General features: G+C 72.4%; 14 protein-coding genes. 10 read left to right on the plus strand and 4 right to left on the minus strand.

Translation table 11 applies throughout. The features are described 5' to 3' along the window. Positions 1-162: 162 nt before the first annotated feature. On the minus strand, positions 163-4,881 hold the full coding sequence (locus tag WBK31_RS09585; RefSeq protein ID WP_406674650.1) for a GH92 family glycosyl hydrolase: 4,719 nt from the start codon (positions 4,879-4,881) through the stop codon (positions 163-165). A 150-nt stretch (positions 4,882-5,031) separates the two neighbouring features. On the opposite strand from WBK31_RS09585, the gene WBK31_RS09590 reads away from it, so the two are divergent. Next, entirely contained in the window at positions 5,032-5,337 is a 306-nt protein-coding gene (locus WBK31_RS09590) for an SdpI family protein (RefSeq protein WP_406674651.1), read from the plus strand. Here the strand turns inward: WBK31_RS09590 and WBK31_RS09595 are convergent. Both WBK31_RS09595 and WBK31_RS09600 read right to left on the minus strand, forming a co-directional pair. Beyond that, the gene (locus WBK31_RS09595) at positions 5,316-6,023 is read right to left on the minus strand and encodes an AraC family transcriptional regulator (protein ID WP_364065263.1); all 708 of its coding nucleotides are present in this window, start codon (positions 6,021-6,023) and stop codon (positions 5,316-5,318) included. The genes WBK31_RS09590 and WBK31_RS09595 overlap by 22 nt on opposite strands. Before the next feature lie 71 nt (positions 6,024-6,094). Continuing rightward, positions 6,095-6,688, minus strand: coding sequence for a histidine phosphatase family protein (locus WBK31_RS09600; RefSeq protein ID WP_406674652.1), 594 nt, complete (start codon positions 6,686-6,688; stop codon positions 6,095-6,097). A 193-nt stretch (positions 6,689-6,881) separates the two neighbouring features. On the opposite strand from WBK31_RS09600, the gene WBK31_RS09605 reads away from it, so the two are divergent. The 3 genes from WBK31_RS09605 (at position 6,882) to WBK31_RS09615 (ending at position 8,573) form a co-directional block, all read left to right on the plus strand. After that, positions 6,882-7,508: a hypothetical protein gene (locus WBK31_RS09605; protein ID WP_364065257.1), complete on the plus strand. Its 627-nt coding sequence runs from the start codon at positions 6,882-6,884 to the stop codon at positions 7,506-7,508. Between the two features lie 70 nt (positions 7,509-7,578). Next, entirely contained in the window at positions 7,579-8,097 is a 519-nt protein-coding gene (locus tag WBK31_RS09610; protein WP_364065254.1) for a sigma-70 family RNA polymerase sigma factor, read from the plus strand. After that, positions 8,094-8,573: a hypothetical protein gene (locus WBK31_RS09615; RefSeq protein WP_364065251.1), complete on the plus strand. Its 480-nt coding sequence runs from the start codon at positions 8,094-8,096 to the stop codon at positions 8,571-8,573. The genes WBK31_RS09610 and WBK31_RS09615 overlap by 4 nt, the downstream gene beginning before the upstream one ends. A gap of 100 nt (positions 8,574-8,673) precedes the next feature. Here WBK31_RS09615 and WBK31_RS09620 read toward each other — a convergent pair whose 3' ends face one another. Then, a complete protein-coding gene (locus WBK31_RS09620) occupies positions 8,674-8,847 on the minus strand; it encodes a hypothetical protein (RefSeq protein WP_378790050.1) in 174 nt (57 codons plus the stop codon). 81 nt (positions 8,848-8,928) lie between these two features. Here WBK31_RS09620 and WBK31_RS09625 point away from each other — a divergent pair, with 81 nt between their 5' ends. The 6 genes from WBK31_RS09625 to WBK31_RS09650 all read left to right on the plus strand — a co-directional run bounded on the left by WBK31_RS09625 (position 8,929) and on the right by WBK31_RS09650 (position 17,349). Further along, a complete protein-coding gene (locus tag WBK31_RS09625) occupies positions 8,929-10,458 on the plus strand; it encodes an alpha-N-arabinofuranosidase (protein ID WP_406674653.1) in 1,530 nt (509 codons plus the stop codon). A gap of 104 nt (positions 10,459-10,562) precedes the next feature. After that, complete coding sequence (locus tag WBK31_RS09630; protein WP_364065245.1) at positions 10,563-11,561, plus strand: LacI family DNA-binding transcriptional regulator; 999 nt, start codon at positions 10,563-10,565, stop codon at positions 11,559-11,561. 99 nt (positions 11,562-11,660) lie between these two features. Next, positions 11,661-13,145, plus strand: a complete 1,485-nt coding sequence (locus WBK31_RS09635; protein ID WP_364065242.1) for an alpha/beta fold hydrolase — start codon at positions 11,661-11,663, stop codon at positions 13,143-13,145. A 211-nt stretch (positions 13,146-13,356) separates the two neighbouring features. Then, entirely contained in the window at positions 13,357-14,817 is a 1,461-nt protein-coding gene (locus tag WBK31_RS09640; RefSeq protein ID WP_364065239.1) for a glycoside hydrolase family 43 protein, read from the plus strand. Between the two features lie 252 nt (positions 14,818-15,069). Then, positions 15,070-15,798 carry a protein-L-isoaspartate(D-aspartate) O-methyltransferase gene (locus WBK31_RS09645; protein WP_406674654.1) on the plus strand — a complete coding sequence of 243 codons (729 nt, stop codon included), beginning with the start codon at positions 15,070-15,072 and terminating at the stop codon, positions 15,796-15,798. A gap of 582 nt (positions 15,799-16,380) precedes the next feature. After that, positions 16,381-17,349, plus strand: a complete 969-nt coding sequence (locus tag WBK31_RS09650; RefSeq protein ID WP_406674655.1) for a CapA family protein — start codon at positions 16,381-16,383, stop codon at positions 17,347-17,349. The last annotated feature ends 26 nt before the right edge of the window (positions 17,350-17,375 follow it).

A 17,375-nucleotide genomic window follows, 5' to 3' on the forward strand; every position in this document is an offset into this window, starting at 1 on the left:
AGGGGCGTGGGATGCGGAGTGGCTGTCGGGGTGATCGAAACCGGTGGGCCGTTCAAGGAGGGGCGCGGGGAGGTGCCGCGCCCGCGTTCCAGTGAGATGGGGTGCGGGGGCGCCCGCCGCGCCGGTCAGGCGCCGGAGCGGCGGGCGGCCCCTTGCCGGGGGTCAGGTGGTGCGGGTCAGGTCGAGGCGGACCCTGGCCAGCCAGGAGCCCCAGCCGTCCTCCGGGCGGCTGTCGCCGATCCGCAGGTAGAAGGTGTGGCCGTCGCCCAGCAGCTCGCCCAGGTCGAGCGTGCGAGGCGAGCGGTTGGACAGGTCGCGCACGTTCTCGCTCTCCCGGAGCACCGTCCGCCAGTTCTCGCCGTCGGTGGAGACGTCCACCAGGAACTGGTTGCCGATGTCCAGCGTGAGCGTGCCGCCGCGCACGTCGGACGGCAGCGCGAAGCGGTAGACGGCGTGGCTGTCGCCGTCGGTGAAGCGGGCCCGCCCGTCGAAGACCTCGCCGTCGAGCTGCGAGCCGTCCTCGTCGAGCAGCCACGGCTCCTCCGCCGCGGTGCCGGGCGTGAACTCCACGGTGTCGCCGATCACGATGACCGTCACCTGCTTCTCCGCGACGCCGAGGCCGGTGCCGGCGGTGGAGAAGCGTACGCGATGCGCGCCGGGCGCGGCCGAGGCCGGCACGTTCACCCGGAACGTCACCGTCTGTGACGCCCCCGAGGTGAGCGGCCCGAACGCCGCCGACGCGGGCTCGGCCGTCCAGCCTTCGGGCACGCCCGCGACGACCTGACCCTTGGCGGAGCCGCGGGAGTGGTTGGCCACGGTCACCGGCACGCTCACCTGCTCGCCGGGCCCGGCCACCGCCGGGGGAGCGGTCAGCGCGATCGGCGAGGTCGCGGGCGGCGCGGGCGCGAGCAGCTCGATCTCCGCCAGCGACCCGCCGCCGGTGAACCTGATCCGGTACTGCGCGTACGCGCCAGGCTTGGGAATCTTGAACGGCCGGGTCTGCAGCCGCCAGGCGAACCTCTCGCCCGACCGCTCGTCCAGCACCTTCCACCGGGTGCCGTCGTTCGACCCTTCGAGCACCCAGCCGGCCGGGTCGCCGGCCTCCTCGGCGCCGGAGGTCAGCGTGTAGAAGGCGGCCCGCCGCCGCTCGCCGAACGCGTACGTCACCGTCTCCGGCAGCGCCGCCCGGGTCGCGGAGTCGTCGTCGAACAGCGCGGCGACCTCGCCCGGCGCGTCGGCGGGCCGCGTCAGGTCGCCCAGCGGCTCGGGCACCCGGTCGCCACGGCTGATCGACGGCGGCGCGGCGTCCTTGCCGGTGCCCCAGCGCGACGGCCGCGGCCCCATCTCGAACTCCAGCTCGGCGCCCTTGGCGAGCAGGTCGTGCGGCAGGTACGTCTTGCCGTACGGCTTGCCGTCGACCTTCAGCCCCTGCACGTAGACGTTGCGCGCGCTGTTGTTGCGCGCCTTGATCACCAGCTTCCTGCCGTTCTCCAGGCGCAGCGTCGCCTTCTCGAACAGCGGCGAGCCGATCGCGTAGTACGGGCTGCCCATCTGCAGCGGGTAGAAGCCGAGCGCCGAGAACACCTGCCAGGCCGACATCTCGCCGTTGTCCTCGTCACCGGCGTAGCCCTGGCCGATCTCGCTGCCCAGGTACAGCCGCGAGAGCGCCTCGCGGACCTTGGCCTGCGTCTTCCACGGCTGGCCCGCGTAGGTGTACATGTACGGAATGTGGTGCGACGGCTGGTTGCTGTGCCCGTACTGGCCCATCCGCACGTCGCGGGCCTCGCGCATCTCGTGGATGACCCCGCTGTACGAGCCGGGGAACAGCGCCGTCTCCTGATCGGCGAAGAACGCGTCCAGCTTGGCCGCCAGCTCGTCCCTGCCGCCGTAGAGCGCGGCCAGGCCGGCGCCGTCCTGCGGCACGTGGAAGGCCATGTTCCAGCCGTTGGTCTCGGTGTAGTCGAAGCCCCAGACGCGCGGGTCGTACTCCTGCGGCGGGCGGCGGAAGGAGCCGTCGGCGTTGCGGCCCTGGAAGAAGCGGGTCGCCGGGTCGAACATGTGCACGTAGCCGAGCGCCCGGTTCCTGAAGTACTCGGCCTCCTCCAGGTAGCGGGCGCGCTCGGCGCCCTTGGCGCGGGCGGCCAGCGCCTCGGCCATGTTGGCGATGCCGAAGTCGTTGATGTAGCCGTCCAGCGCCCACGACATGGCCTCGCCGGTCGACTGGATCGACGTGTAGCCGAGGAAGGCCGAGGTGGACAGCCCCTTGCGGCCCACGTGCCGGGCAGGCGGCGTGACGGTGGCGTTCTTCACCGCCGCCTCGTACGCCTTCTTCGCGTCGAAGCCGGACACGCCCTTGAGGTAGGCGTCGGCGAAGGCGACGTCGGAGCTGGTGCCGACCATCGCGTCCGCGTAGCCGGGCGCGGACCAGCGGGCGATCCAGCCGCCGTCCCGGTACTGCTGCACGAACCCGTCCACCATCTCGCCCGCCGCCTTCGGCGTGAGCAGCGCGTACGCCGGCCAGGTGGTGCGGTAGGTGTCCCAGAAGCCGTTGTTGACGTACACCTTCCCGTCGGCCACCCGCGGCTCGGCCGGGATGTCGGTGGAGGTGGAGGACTGCACGGCGTGCCGGTAGACGGGCCGCTCGGCGGTGCCGGTGTTCTCGTGCGCGGAGTTCGGATACAGGAACAGCCGGTACAGGTTCGAGTAGAGCGTGACGAGCTGGTCCTCGCTCGCGCCCTCCACCTCGATGACGCCGAGCTTGGCGTCCCACGCCTTGCGGGCGCGCTCGCTGACCTTCTCCAGCGTGTCGGACGCGGAGATCTCCAGCTCCAGGTTCTTCCGCGCCTGCTCCACGCTGATCAGCGAGGACGCGATGCGCATGCTGACCTGGCGGCTCTTGCCCGCGTCGAAGGCGAGGTAGCCGAGCACGTTGTCGCGGCCCTGGCCGGTCAGCTTGCCGCCGCCGGTGACCGGGCGGTCGAAGACGGCGTAGAAGTACATGCGGGTCGCGCCGTTCGACGACTCGGTGCGCACGTCGGAGTGGCCGGTGACGACGCCGTTCTCGACGTCGAGGGTGAGGCCGCCGCGGTCGTCGACGTTGTCGAAGATCAGCTTGGCGGCGTCGCCGGGGAAGGCGAAGCGGGCCAGCGCCGCGTGGTCCGCGGGCGCGATCTCGGTCTTCAGCCCGTTCTCGAACGTGACCGCGTACAGGTGCGGGCTCGCCACCTCGCGCTCGTGGCGGAAGGGGAGCGCGCGGGCCGTGCGCGACGGGTCGGGCACCCCTTCGGCGGCCGACGGCATGAACTGGAACGTCTGCCGGTCGCCGATCCACGGGCTCGGCTCGTGACTGGCCGTGAACGCCTCGATCTCCGGCAGGTTGGCGGCGTTGTTGCCACGGTGGTACTCGTACAGCCAGCGGGTCGAGCCGGCGTCGGTCATCGGCGTCCAGAAGGTGAAGCCGTGCGGCACCGCCGTGGCCGGGAAGGTGTTGCCGCGCGAGAACCCGCCGGTGGAGTGGGTGCCGCGGGTGGTGACCACGTACTGCGACGGCGAGGTGCGGCGCTCGCCGCGCCCCTCGTACGGGCGGCGCTTGCGCTCGGAGACGATCCTGATGTCGTCCACCCAGCCGCGGAACCCGGCCTCGCCCGCGGGCGTGTCGAAGGCCACCAGGATGCGCTTGATGCGCTTGCCCTTGGCCACCTCGCCGATCCTGGACCGCTTGTAGTTCCACTGGTCGGCGTAGAGGGTCTTCGACTCGCCCTGCGCGCGCGGGTCGAGCCGGACGCCGTGCTGGTCGGTCGCCTTCAGGTCGCTGAGGTAGGTGCCGTCTGCGAAGGCCAGGTCGATCGAGACGTACGTGCTGGGGTAGCGCAGGTCGGCGCCGGTGAACTCGGGGAAGACCACGTAGGACAGTTCGGTCGTGGCCGTGACCGGGATGTCCACGTCGAACACCTTGTTCGTGGCGTGCCCGCCGTTCTTGCGCGTGGTGCCGCCGGAGTAGCGCAGCGCGTGCAGGCCGGTGAAGCCGGCGCGCGGCTTGGCGGTGTGGCCGCGGGTGGGGCCGGTGCCGATCCGGCTGCGCATGTCGCTGGGCGGTGGCGCGCCCGTGCTGCCGTCGGACAGCTCCCACTCGGCCAGCTGCAGCGTCGAGCCGCCGCCGATGCGGGTGACGTTCAGCCGGTAGTGGGCGTAGGCGGTGGTGTTGGGGAAGCGGTACTCCTTGCGCTGGTGGCGGGCGGTGAACGTCTCGCCGGTGCGGGTGTCGAGCGTCGTCCAGGTCGTGCCGTCCTGCGAGCCCTGCAGCTCCCAGTCGCGCGGGTCGCGTTCGGGGGAGTCGTCGGCGGAGGTCAGCGCGTAGCGGGTGACCGCGACGGGCTCCGACAGCGCGTACGCGGCCCAGCCGGTGCCGGAGAAGACCAGCCACTTGGTGCCGGCGTCACTGTCGGCCAGGTTCTCGCGGACCTCGCCGCCTGAGGCGTTCTCGCCGCTGGAGGTCACCTGGGAGATCTTCTCGACGATGCTGCCTTCGATGATGCCGGGCATGGCGCCGGTGACGCCTCGGGACTTCTCGGAGGTGTCGGTCCAGGCCGGTGCGGGGTCGCCGGGTTCGAAGGAGCTGGCGAAGGCCGCGCCCTCGTCCTTGGCCAGGGCCTGGCCGTCCTGGGCGGCCCTGCGCTGCGCCTGCTCGGGCGGCGGCGGCTCGGACGGCGCGGGGGCGGGCGGCGGGCTGTAGGAGGGGCCGGGTGCGGGGGTGCCGGACGGTCCCGGGTTGGGAACGGGCTCGGGGCCCGCTGCTCCCGACGAGAGCGCGTACGCGGCCGGGGTGGCGATGAGGAGGGCGACGACGGGCGATAAGACCGCCGTGATGAGAGGGCGCTTCACGGGGGGTCACCTTTCTTGCGCGGGATTGCTTGACAACGTTGTCAGCCCCGATCACTAAGGAAAGTTTCAAGCGGTGAACGCATTGTCAAGACATCGTTGTCAATCGTGCGGCGCGAGGCCGGTGAAACGGCGCCGGGAAAGCGCTCGTGAATGCGATTCCGTGCGGGCTCCAGGCCGTCTCGCTTCGGCTTGGTACGTTCGCGCCTGCGGACGCGGCGCTCCATGGCGAGCGATGCCGCGTGGCGGCATGTGCACAGGCGCTTCGCGCCGATCGCGTTCCTTCTCACCGTGGTCCTGGCGGCCGGCGCGGCCGTGTCCTTCGTCTCAGGCGACGGCATGTACGGCGCCGTGATCGCCGTCGCGGTCGTCACCGTCGCGACCCTGCTGATCGGGTCGGCATGGGCGCATCGCGGCCTCGACGGGGACGACGCGCCTCAGAACCCCTCGCTGCGGTAGATGAGGGAGAGCGGCTCGGACGCGTCCGGCGCGGCGAGGCGGGTGGCGGTGCGGCCGACGAAGCGGGCCAGCGACCGTGCCAGGTGCGGCTGGTCGAAGTAGCCGAGCCGGTGCACGACCTCGACCGCCGGCACCCCCTCCTGGATGAGCACCGCCGCCGCCCTGGCGCGGTCGATCTGCCGGACCGCGTTCCTCGTCAGCCCGGTGGCCGCGAGGAAGCGCCGCTGCACCGTACGTTCCGACACCATGGACACCGGGCCTCCGCCCGAGGCCACCAGCGGATCGCGCACCAGCACCTCCGCGCGCACCAGCCGCTCCACGAACGACTCGGCGTCGTCGAAGCCCGGCACCTGCCACGACGACCCCTTCAGGTGGAACGAGCGCCGCGTGGCTCCGGGGATCACCAGGTTGCCGTCCACCAGCTCCGCCAGCGGCAGGTGCGGCATCGACACGCCCAGCGCGAAGCTGATCCCGATGAACGTGGCCTCCTCGGGCACCGGCGCCCGGCTCGCCCGCGTCTCCGGCCCCTGCACGGCCACGTTCATCCGGCCCTGCTGCTCCCAGAAGACCAGCTCAAGGCGGGCGGAGGCGACCGACAGCATCTGCGAGACGCCGCTGCTGCGGCTGCGCCAGACCCGCTCGATGTACGGCGAGTCGGAGCGCCGGCTCTCCATCTCCAGGCCCATGGCGGGGTCGCTTCCTTCCGTGGCCGCGCCCGAGGGTCGTGCCGGGCGTCGCAGTTCCAACCGTAGACGGCTCACGCCCGCAGCGCTGCGGGGAAGCCGGTCCAGCGCAGATCCGGGGGCAGGTGGCTCATGTCGTTGAAGAACAGCAGCGACGGCGGCGCCTCGGGACGGTAGAGGATCGCGGTGAGCGCGCAGTTGCCCTGGTTGAGCCCCATCCACCGGGCGTCGGGCGCACCCAGCGCGTGCCGGACGAACCAGGCGATGAGGTAGTTGTGCGTCACGATCAGCTCGTGGGTCTCGGCGGCGGCCGGGCCGGCGTGCCGGGCGATCGCCTCGGCGGCCAGCGGCGGGCCCGAGGCCAGCTCCGCTTCGGTGAAGCCGTCGAGGAACGCGGCGTGCCGGGGCGGCAGCTCCTCGCGCGGGGGCGCGGCGGGCACGTAGTCGCCGTACACCTCGCCGGATCGTACGGCGGCGCCGGGCAGATGGGCGGCCACGATCTCGGCGGTGGCCGCGGCCCGGGGGAGCGGGCTGTGGTGCACCGCCGTGATGGGGTGCTCCGCCAGCCGCCGTCCCAGCAGCTCGGCCTGCTCGCGCCCGATCGGGCTCAGCTCGCCCTCGTCGATCGCCTCGCCGTGCCGTGCCAGATACAGATAGCGATTCGCCACCTTTGCACCTTGATGGGTGAGATGATAGGTGAGAGGGAAGTTTGTCATAAGTCGCGGATTTTGCGCGGTGAATCGTCCTGAAACGGCCATGCCGGGGTGTCCTCGCCGTCACGAGGCGCATGGGCGGATGGTGGACCGGCGCCGAGGGCATGTACGGTGCGTTGTCAAGGATTCACGCACAGGAGTCGTCCTCATGCCTCGTCAGGCGCTACCCCTGGCCTGCCACGCCGCGGCCATCGCCGCCGTACTCTTCGCCGTCACCACCGCGCCCACCCAGGGATCCGGGCGCACCGCCGCCGACGACCCGGCGCTGCCCGGACCCGCAGGGCTCGAGGAGCTGCCCGAGCTGGCCGACCTGACCGTACGCCGGCTGCTGCTCGCCGACGCGGTCGCCGCCGCCGAATTCGGCACCGCCACGCTCGTCGCCGACCCGGCCGGGCAGCGCGAGCTGCTCGACGCCGTGGCCGAGCACTCCGTCGAGATCGGCCTGCCCGTCCCGACCGGCGTGGGGTTCTTCCGCGCCCAGATCGCGGCGGCCGAGCACGTGCGGCGCGGCCTGCACGAACGCTGGCGGGCCCGCCCCGCCCTGCTCCCGCACCCGCGCCCCGACCTGGCCGCCGACGTGCGCCCGCGGCTCGACCTGCTGACCCCGCGCCTGCTCCGCCTGCTCAAGGAGACCGAGCCGGTACGCGGGGTGCCGCGGCGCTGCACGCCCGCCCTCGCCGAGGCCCGCCGCGCCGCCGAGACCCGCGCCGGGCTCGACCGCCTGCACCGCGACGCCCTGACCCTGGCCCTCGCGCCCGTCTGCGCCGCAGAATGACCGGCTGCTGAACCGCCCCGTGAACCGGATCGGCCTCCCGCCCGACTGAGCAGGGTGACAGGAGGACGAGATGACCGATGAGCTGCTGGTCGTACGCGCCCAGCTAGGTGAGCGGGACGCGCTGGCCGAGCTCGTGTCCCGCTGGCGCACGCCGGTGTGGACGTACGTGCGGCGCATGCTGGACGCCGAGCGGGCCGACGGCGTGAGCCAGGAGGTATGGCTGGCCGTGGTGCGCGGCCTGCCGCGCCTGCGCGAGCCGGACAGGTTCGCGCCCTGGCTGTTCACCATCGCCCGCAGGTCCGTCATGGACCGGCTGCGCGGCCGGTACGCCGAGCCGCCCGCCCCGGCCGGGGACGAGACCGCCGCCGACCCGGCGGGCGCGGCGCTCGACCGCGCCGAGCTGATCGCCGCGCTGGCGCTGCTGCCTCCGCCCGAGCGGGAGATCCTCGTCCTCCACTACCTGGAGGACCTGCCCGTCGAGGACTGCGCGCAGATCTGCGGAATCCCGGCGGGCACGGTCAAGTCCCGGCTGAGCAGGGCGCGGCGGCTGATGCGCGCCCGCCTGGAGGAGAAGGGGTACCGGCCATGACGAACGAGGAGCCGCGCCTGCCGGCGCGTGAACTGCTGGAACGGCTCGAACCCGCGCTGTCGCCCGCCCGGCGCATCCGCGCGATGGCCGCGCTGATCGCCGGGGTGGCGGGCGCGCTGTTCGTCGTGGGGCTGTGGGCGACCGAGCCCGGGCCGCTGCCGGGACGCACGCATCTGGCGTTCGGCCTGCTCGCCGCGTTCTGCCTGGGCTGGGCCTGCTACGGCGGGTGGCTGCTGCGGCGGCGGGTGGCGCTGTTCGCGACCGACCGGGTGGTGGCCGGGTGGCTCGCGCTGGTCGCCTCCGCCTCGACGACCACGCTCCTCATCGTGCTGGCCGTCCAGCGCGGCGAAGGGCTCGGGGTGGCGCTGGGGGCCGGTGCGCCGGTCGTCGTGGTGGCGCTGGCGCTGACCGTCAGGGCGCACGTCCAGCGCGCTGCGCTGCTACGCCGCCGGCGCGACCTGACCGGCGGCACCTGACCCGCCGCCACGCCGCCATGCCGCCGCGCCACCGGGGCGCCGCCGCCCGCCGTGCCACTGCGCCGCTGCCTCTCGCCCCGCCCTGCCGCCGCCCGCAGCGCTACCGCGCTACCGGGTTGCCGCGCTCGAAGCGCTGCTGCTCGCCTTCGCCCGCCGCTCGGGCGGCGGGCGCGCGCTGGGAGGTGGAGCGGTGAGCGTTGCCTCGGGAAAGCGAGAGCGGCGTGCTGACCCGGACGGTGCGGGTGCGCCGTCCCTGGAAGTCCAGGGTCTGCACTGGTGTCCGGGGATGGTCAAGGAGGGAGGTTTATCGATAAAGTCGCTCCGACCGGCACCCTAACCGCGAGGAAAGCGTTCGATGAGCCCTGTCACCGTGTCCGCCATCATCAACGTCGACGTCCCAGGTCCCGTGATCAGCCGCCACCTGTACGGCCACTTCGCCGAGCACCTGGGCCGCTGCATCTACGGCGGCTTCTACGTGGGCGAGGACAGCGACCTGCCCAACGAGGGCGGCATCAGGCTCGACGTCGTCGAGGCGCTGCGCGCCCTGAACATCCCCAACCTGCGCTGGCCCGGCGGCTGCTTCGCCGACGAGTACCACTGGATGGACGGCATCGGCCCCAAGGAGAGCCGTCCCGTCATGGTCAACACCCACTGGGGCAACGTCGAGGAGAACAACCACTTCGGCACCCACGAGTTCATGGCGCTGTGCGAGCTGCTCGGCGCGGAGCCGTACATCAGCGGCAACGTCGGCTCCGGCACCGTCCGGGAGATGAGCGACTGGGTCGAGTACCTGACCCGCGAGGGCGACTCGCCGATGGTGCGGCTGCGCAAGGCCAACGGGCGCGAGAAGCCGTGGCGGGTGCGCTTCTGGGGACTGGGCAACGAGGCGTGGGGCTGCGGCGGCAACATGAGCGCCCAGCAGTACGCCGCCGAGGCCCGCCGTTTCGGCACCTACTGCCGCGACCACGGCGACAACAAGCTCTACCGCATCGCGGCCGGGGCCAACGGCGCCGACTACGCCTGGACCGAGACGCTGATGAAGCAGCTCGGCGAGCTGGGCTGCGCCTACCGGCCGGCGCCGTTCATGCAGGCGCTGTCGTTCCACTACTACACGATCCCCGGCACCTGGCAGGACAAGGGCTCGGCCACCGAGTTCGGCGTGGACGACCACTACCGCACGATGGTGCAGGCCGCCCGCGTGGACGAGCTGATCACCGGTCACTCCAACGTGATGGACTGCTACGACCCGGGCAAGAACGTGGGCCTGGTGCTGGACGAGTGGGGCACCTGGTGGAACGTCGAGCCCGGCACCAACCCCGGCTTCCTCTACCAGCAGAACACGCTGCGCGACGCGCTCGTGGCGAGCCTGCACTTCGACGTCTTCCACAAGCACGCCGACCGCCTGGTCATGGCCAACATCGCGCAGACCGTGAACGTGCTGCAGGCGATGATCCTCACCGACCCCGACTCGGGCGCGCTGGTGCGCACGCCGACGTACCACGTGTTCGAGATGAACAAGGGCCACCAGGACGCCGCCTCGCTGCGGGTGGACCTGCCCGGCGGCCTGCCCGCCCGGCAGGTGGACGGGACGGAGCTGCGCACGGTGTCGCTGTCGGCCAGCAGGAAGGACGGCAGGCTGCTGGTGTCGCTGTCGAACGTGGACGCGGGCGAGGCCGCCGACGTCGAGCTGGACCTGCGCGGCGGCGCGATCGCCGAGCCGCGCGCCCGCATCCTCACCGCCGGTGAGCTGCGCGCGCACAACACCCCGGACGCGCCCGAAGCGGTGGCGCCGCGCCCGCACGAGCAGGTCACGGCGACCGCGTCCGGGCTGCGCGTGCACCTGCCGGCACACTCCTTCGTCACCGTGGAGGCGCGCCTGGCCTGAGCGCGCCTGGCCTGAGCGTTCGTCGCCGTCGAGGCGAGCCCATCCTGAGCCTTCGCCGCCGTGCAGGCGCGCCCGGCCTGAGCCGCGGCGCTACTCTCGGCGGCATGGTGACGATGGACGACGTCGCCCGGCTGGCCGGGGTGTCGAAGATGACGGTCTCCAACGTGGTGAACAACCGCGGCGGAGTCAGCGAGCCGGTGCGCCGCCGCGTGCGCGAGGCCATCGAGCGCTCGGGCTACCGGGTCAACGTCTCGGCCCGCACGCTCAGGTCGGGGCGCACCGGCGTGATCGGGCTGGCCGTGCCCGAGATCGACCGGCCCTACTTCGGGCGGCTCGCCTCCCACGTCATCGAGGCGGCCGGGCGGCGCGGCTTCCACGTCGCGATCGAGCAGACCGGGGCGGCGGCGTCCGGCGAGATCGACGCGATCGCCCACGCGCGGACGTTGCAGTTCGACGGGCTGATCCTCAGCGCGGTCGGGCTGGACGGCCGCGAGCGGGTGCCGCCCGAGGGCGACCATCCGATCGTCATGCTCGGCGAGCAGGACTTCGCCGGGCGCTTCGACCATGTCGCCATGCCGAACGAGGAGGCCACCGCGGCGGCCACCGCCCACCTGCTCGACCGGGGCTGCCGCGCCGTCGCGATCGTCACCGGCCGCCTCGACTGGGGGCTGAACATGGTGACCGCCCGCCACCACGGTTACCTGTCGGCGCTGGCCGCCCGCGGCCTCGACGCCGACCCCGGGCTGCGCGTGGAGCTGGACACGCTCACCATGGAGGCGGGCCGGGAGGCGGCGCACCGGCTGGCCTCCTCGGGGCGGCCGTTCGACGGCGTGGTGGCGGTGACCGACACCGTCGCCATCGGCGTGCTGCGCGGCCTGGCCGACGCGGGGCTGCGGGTGCCGGACGACGTGCGGCTCGCCGGGTTCGACGACATCGCAGAGGCGGCGTACCTGGTGCCGTCGCTCACCACCGTGGCGCCCGACCACGCCTGGATGGCCGCGAAGGCGGTCGAGCTGGTGACGGCCCGCATCGCCGACCCCGGGCGGCCGACGGGGCGGTTCGTGGCGCCGTACGAGCTGGTGAGCCGCGAGTCCACCGTGTAGTCATTTGCCCGTTTTCTTAATTGATGTCAGGTGTGCCCCTCTTGGCTGTTACATTCGTGGGTCATTGATCACGGAGGGGCCCCCATCGTTAGGAGAACTGTGCTGAGAAAGACCTCCCTGCTCGCCACCGCGCTCGTGATGATGGGCACCACGCTGACGGCCCCCATCGCGACCGCGTCGGTGACAGGCAAGGACGTCACGGACGCGGTCGGCAAACGCGGCGTCACCTGGCGGCCGTGCAAGGAGGAGCCCAGCGTCGAGTGCGCCACGCTGAAAGTGCCCGTCGACTGGTCCAAGCCCAACGGGCCCACCATCGACCTGGCTCTGGCACGGCGCAAGGCCAAGGACCCCTCCGCGCGGATCGGGTCGCTGCTCACCAACCCCGGCGGTCCTGGCAACTCCGGCGTCGACGGCATCCTGCGCCCCAGCGGGTTCAGCGAGGAGATCCAAAAGCGCTTCGACATCGTCGGCTACGACCCGCGCGGCGTCGCCCGCAGCGGCTCGGTCACCTGCACCGCCTCGGTCTACAACCAGATGCCGGACCCGGTGATGAAGAGCCAGGCCGACTTCGACAAGTGGCTGGCCTTCGACAAGAAGCTGCGCGCCGACTGCCGCAAGCGCACCGGCCCCCTCTACGACCACCTCGACTCGGTCAACGTCGCCCGCGACATGGACGCCATCCGCGCCGCGCTGGGCGAAGCGAAGCTGACCTCGTACGGCGTCTCCTACGGCACGCTCGCCCAGCAGATGTACGCCGAGCTGTTCCCGAACCGCATCCGCGCCATGGTGCTGGACAGCAACATGGATCACAGCCTGAACGTCAAGGCGTTCCAGGTGAGCGAGGCGGCCACCGTCCAGGACAGCTTCGACGAGTTCGTGGCCTGGTGCGAGCGCTCCGCAGACTGCGTCCTGAACGGCCGCGACATCCGCGCGCTGTGGAAGAAGCTCCTCGCCAAGGCCGAGCGAGGACAGCTCGTCTGGCCGGGCGGCGACGACAAAGTGAGCGCCCACAACCTGCTCTGGCTCGCCGTGATCATGAACGAGGCGCCGAACTGGCATCTGGAGGCCCAGGTGCTGCTCGCGCTGGACGGCGGTCCCGTGCCGGACGACATGCCGGGCCCGCCCGGCAACGGCCCGGTGAACGGCAGGTGGGCCGAGCTGCCCACCGCGATCCTGTGCCAGGACTTCGACCTGGGCCTGCGCGACAAGGAGTACGCCGCCATCATGCGGGCCGCCAACGCGGTGGCGCCCGACGTCCGCTACAACCCGATGCCGATGGGCGACATGCCGATCTGCCAGGGCCACCCGGTGACCAATGCGCAGCACCGGCTGCGCTACAAGGGCAAGGCGCCGCTGCTGGTGGCCACGTCCAAGCACGACCCCGACACGCCGTACCAGTGGTCGGCGAACGTGGCCAGGCAGCTCGGCCCGAAGGCGACGCTGCTCACGTACGAGGGGTGGGGCCACGGCATCTACGGCATGACCGAGTGCACCACCAAGGTCATGGACGCCTACCTCATCTCGCTGACCGTGCCCAAGCGGGGCATCCGCTGCCCGGCCGAGGAGCCGCAGCCGAAGAGCTGAGGACGGGCGTTTCCCGGGGAACGGGGTCGCGCGCGAGTGCGCCGCGCGGCCCCGTTCCGCCGTGTCGCGGCCGTTTGCAGCCGTTTGCAGAAGTCGTTGACCCTGCGGAGCCCGGCGATCACACTGAGGGCGCCGCCGATGTGCATGCGTTGTCCGGCGGCGCAGGAATGTTAACGCTAACAGAAGCGTCGTGCCCCTCAGAAGGAGACGCATGTCCGCGACCCTGCCCCGCAGGACCGCCGTGGTGCTCGCCACGGCCTGCCTCCTGCTCACCTGCCTGGCCGCCGTCGCCCCCAAGCGGGCCACCGCGCTCGAACCGTTCACCGGCTACCTCATGGCCCACTTCACCGGCGAGTCCGCCAACGGCGAGCAGATCTACCTCGCCCACAGCGACGACGGCCTGCACTGGACCGACCTCAACAACGGGCAAGTCGTCTTACGCTCCACCGTCGGCACCCGCGGCGTGCGCGACCCCTCGCTCGTCCGCTCCCCGAACGGCGACCGCTACTGGATCGTCGCCACCGACCTGCGCATCGCCGGCGGCACCTCCTGGGACGACGCCGCCAACCGCGGCAGCACCTCGCTCGTCGTGTGGGAGTCGCGCGACCTCGTGAACTGGTCGTCCCCCTGGCTCATCAACGTGGCCGGCGCCATCCCCGGCGCGGGCAACGCCTGGGCGCCCGAAGCCATCTACAACCCGGCGACCGGCGACTACGTGCTCTACTGGGCCACCAACTCGCCCGTCAACGGCGTCAAGAAACACCGCATCTGGTACGTCCGCACCAGCGACTTCCGCTCCTTCACCACGCCTCAGCTCTACATCGAGCGCGGCGGCACCCAGGGCATCATCGACACCCAGATCATCGAGGTGCCCAGCGGCGCCGGCGGATACCGCTACTACCGGGCCTCCGCCGACGGCCACATCACGATCGAGGCGTCCGACTCGATCCTCGGCACATGGACGACCCTCGGCGACCTCTCCCACATGGGCATCACCAACGGCACCGGCGGCGGCACCGTCGTCGAAGGCCCCATGTGGGCCCGCTTCAACGACCGCGACGAATGGGCGCTGTGGCTCGACCAGTTCGCCACCGGCCGCGGCTACATGCCCATCACCTCCACCGACCTCGGCAGCACCCGCAACTTCCGCACCCGCAGCGACTACTCCATGGGCGGCAACCGCAAGCGGCACGGTTCGATACTCAGCATCACCGCCGCCGAGGAGAGCCGGGTGCTCGGCCGCTGGGGCGACAATGTGCCCATCAGCCGCATCCAGTCCTACAACTTCCAGGATCGCTACATCCGGCACGCCGACTTCGACGTACGCATCGACGCGAACGTCAGCCCCGCCCAGGACGCCCAGTTCCGCCTGGTGCCCGGACTGGCCGGCGGGTCCGGCACCGTGTCGTTCGCCTCGGTCAACTACCCCGGCTACTACCTGCGCCACTACGGTTTCGACCTGACGCTGGCCGCCGACGACGGCAGCGGCACCTTCGCCGCCGACGCCACGTTCCGGCCGGTCGCCGGGCTCGCCGACTCCTCGTGGACCTCGTACCAGTCGGTCAACTACCCCGACCGCTACCTGCGCCACTACGACTACCTGCTACGGCTCGACCCGATCAACGACGCGCAGGCCCGCGCCGACGCCACCTGGCGGCAGGTCACCGGCTGACGAGCGGTGAGACCGGCCCTCACGGGTAGGGGGCTTGCACGGCCGGAAGCGACGCCGCACGGCGCCTCTCATCGGCGGGCGGCGGCCCTGCCCGCCGACCCGGGCCGGGCGAAGACCCCGGTTACGGTCGGGACAGGGGCTCGGTGCCGGCCACTGGGCGGAGAAGTGCCGGCCACTGGGCGGAGAAGGTCGTGACGGGGACCTGGTGTCAGCCGTGTGGCGGAGAGATGACGGTCGTTGGGGGAGCGCGTGATGACGGCCGCGAGGCAGGCGGGGGACCCCCGCCTCCGGAGCCTGATCAGGGCGGCGAGGCGGGCGGGGGACCCGCATGCCCTGGACCTGGCCGAGGCCGCCGGACGGGACTGCCGCGCCGCCGACCTGGTGGTGGCGGCGGAGGAGGTCGGTGTGCGCGACCTGCGCCTGCTTGCGGCCATCGCCGCAACGCCGCGCGAGCTGTTCGTGCCGCCGCGCTCAGTGGCGCGCGCCTACGCGGACGAGCCCATCCCGCTCGCCCACGGCCAGCCCACCAGCCAGCCGTCCCTGGTCGCCCAGATGATCGACGCGCTGCGGCTGTCGGGCGGCGAGACCGTCCTGGAGATCGGCACCGGCTACGGCTACCAGACCGCGCTGCTGGCCCGGCTCGCCTGGCGCGTCTACTCCGTCGAACGCCTGCCCGACCTCGCCGCGCACGCCCGCGCCAACCTCGCCGCCGCGGGCATCACCGGCGTCGAAGTGCTGGTCGGTGACGGCACCGCCGGGCTGCCCGAGCACGCGCCGTACGAGGGCATCATCGTCTCCGCCGCCGCCCCCGAGGTGCCCGCCCCGCTGGCCGAGCAGCTCGCCGAGGGTGGCCGCCTCATCATGCCCGTCATGGGGCAGATCGCCGACATCGTCACGCTCTTCACCAAGCGACGCGGACGGCTGGCGCAGATCCGCGAGGTGACACCCGCATCCTTCGTCCCCCTCATCCCCGGCCCGTAAGGGGAGGAAGCAGCCGTCGCCGTTCCCCTGGATGGCCGGGGGCCGCTCCCGTCGGCGTGGGCGTGCCGCTCCGCAACGGCGCGGGAGAGCCCCCGACGGCGCGGGAGAGCCACCTCGCGACGGCACGGGCGTGGCGCCCCCTTCGGGGGTGGGGGCATGGCGCCCCGTGACGGCGCTGTCGAGCGACCTCCTGACGGCACGGGGGTGGAGCCACCTGACGGCACGGGCGTGGCATGCCTCGACGGCGGGAGCGTGGCGCCCCTCGACCGTTACAGGCGAACCGCCCCCCGGACAGTGCGGGCCTGGCGTGCCCTGACGGCGCGGGGGGATGGGAGGGCGGCGCACTGGGTGGGCGCGCGCTCATCCGACCCGGCTACGGCGTGACGGCGGCATGGCGACGGCGGACGGCGCGGCGGCGCGCGGGCGATCTGCGATGCGGCTGACGGTTGACGGTCAGCGCCTCCTGGTACGCCTCGCTCTCAAAGCGTGGGCCGCTGCGGGGGCGCGGAGGGGCCGCCGCGCCCCCGCTGGTCCGGCCCCTCGGGGCGGGTTTGGGGGTGGTGGGGTGGGAAGGGGAGCCGGGTGAGCGTCACGCTTGCGCTGGCGGGTGACACGATGCTCGGCCGGGGCGTCGCCGATCTGCTGGCGAAGTCCACCGACCCCGGGGACTACGTGTCGGACGCGGTCCGCGCGTACCTCTCCGAGGCCGATCTCACGCTGCTCAACCTCGAATGCTGCCTGTCCGATCGCGGCAGCCCGTGGCCGGCGCCGGGCAAGATCTTCCACTTCCGCGGCCCGCCGCGAGCCGCCGACCTGCTCGCCGAGCTGGGCGTGGGCTGCGTGACGCTGGCCAACAACCACGCGCTCGACTTCGGGTACGACGCGCTCCTGGACACCCTCGCCCACCTGCGACGGGTGGAGATCCGCGCCGCCGGAGCCGGGCCCGACCTGGAGAAGGCGCGCGAGCCCGTGCTGCTCGACGTGGGCGGACTGCGCCTGGCCGTGATCTCCGTGACCGACCATCCCGACGACTTCGCGGCCACATCCCAACGGCCCGGCGTGGCTTACGCGGACCTGCCCGCCGGGGTGCCCTCCTGGCTGACCGGCACGGTGTCCGGGGCGCGGGCGGAGGCGGACGTCGTGCTGGTCAGCCCGCACTGGGGGCCGAACATGACGACCGAGCCGCTGCCGTACATCCGGTCCGCCGCGAGCATCCTGGCCAGCGCCGGCGCCACGCTGATCGCCGGGCACTCCGCGCACGTCCCGCACGGGGTGGCGCCGCCCGTCCTGTACGACATGGGCGACTTCCTCGACGACTACGCCGTGGACCCCGACCTGCGCAACGACCTGTCGCTGCTGTTCCTGGTCACCATCGACGAGCTCGGGCCACTCCAGCTGCGCGCGGTGCCGCTCAAGCTCGACTACTGCCGTACGACCCTGGCCAGGGGCGACGAGCGGGCCTGGCTGGCGAGCCGCTTCACGGCGGTCTCCGCCGCGCTGGGCACGAAGGTCGTGTGGGAGGACGGCAGCCTCCTGGTCGACCTCCGCTGACCCCGCACTGCCCAACGGACGCCCGT

This window comes from Nonomuraea sp. N2-4H (assembly GCF_045291505.1).
GTDB lineage: Bacteria > Actinomycetota > Actinomycetes > Streptosporangiales > Streptosporangiaceae > Nonomuraea > Nonomuraea fastidiosa.

What these genes read in the sequence shown, in the direction of transcription:
- WBK31_RS09590 (WP_406674651.1), top strand. Translation starts at nt 5,032, where the DNA reads ATGCGATTCCGTGCGGGCTCCAGGCCGTCTCGCTTCGGCTTGGTACGT.
- WBK31_RS09630 (WP_364065245.1), top strand. Translation starts at nt 10,563, where the DNA reads ATGGTGACGATGGACGACGTCGCCCGGCTGGCCGGGGTGTCGAAGATG.
- WBK31_RS09625 (WP_406674653.1), top strand. Translation starts at nt 8,929, where the DNA reads ATGAGCCCTGTCACCGTGTCCGCCATCATCAACGTCGACGTCCCAGGT.
- WBK31_RS09595 (WP_364065263.1), bottom strand. Translation starts at nt 6,023, where the DNA reads ATGGGCCTGGAGATGGAGAGCCGGCGCTCCGACTCGCCGTACATCGAG.
- WBK31_RS09640 (WP_364065239.1), top strand. Translation starts at nt 13,357, where the DNA reads ATGTCCGCGACCCTGCCCCGCAGGACCGCCGTGGTGCTCGCCACGGCC.
- WBK31_RS09645 (WP_406674654.1), top strand. Translation starts at nt 15,070, where the DNA reads ATGACGGCCGCGAGGCAGGCGGGGGACCCCCGCCTCCGGAGCCTGATC.
- WBK31_RS09615 (WP_364065251.1), top strand. Translation starts at nt 8,094, where the DNA reads ATGACGAACGAGGAGCCGCGCCTGCCGGCGCGTGAACTGCTGGAACGG.
- WBK31_RS09610 (WP_364065254.1), top strand. Translation starts at nt 7,579, where the DNA reads ATGACCGATGAGCTGCTGGTCGTACGCGCCCAGCTAGGTGAGCGGGAC.
- WBK31_RS09605 (WP_364065257.1), top strand. Translation starts at nt 6,882, where the DNA reads ATGCCTCGTCAGGCGCTACCCCTGGCCTGCCACGCCGCGGCCATCGCC.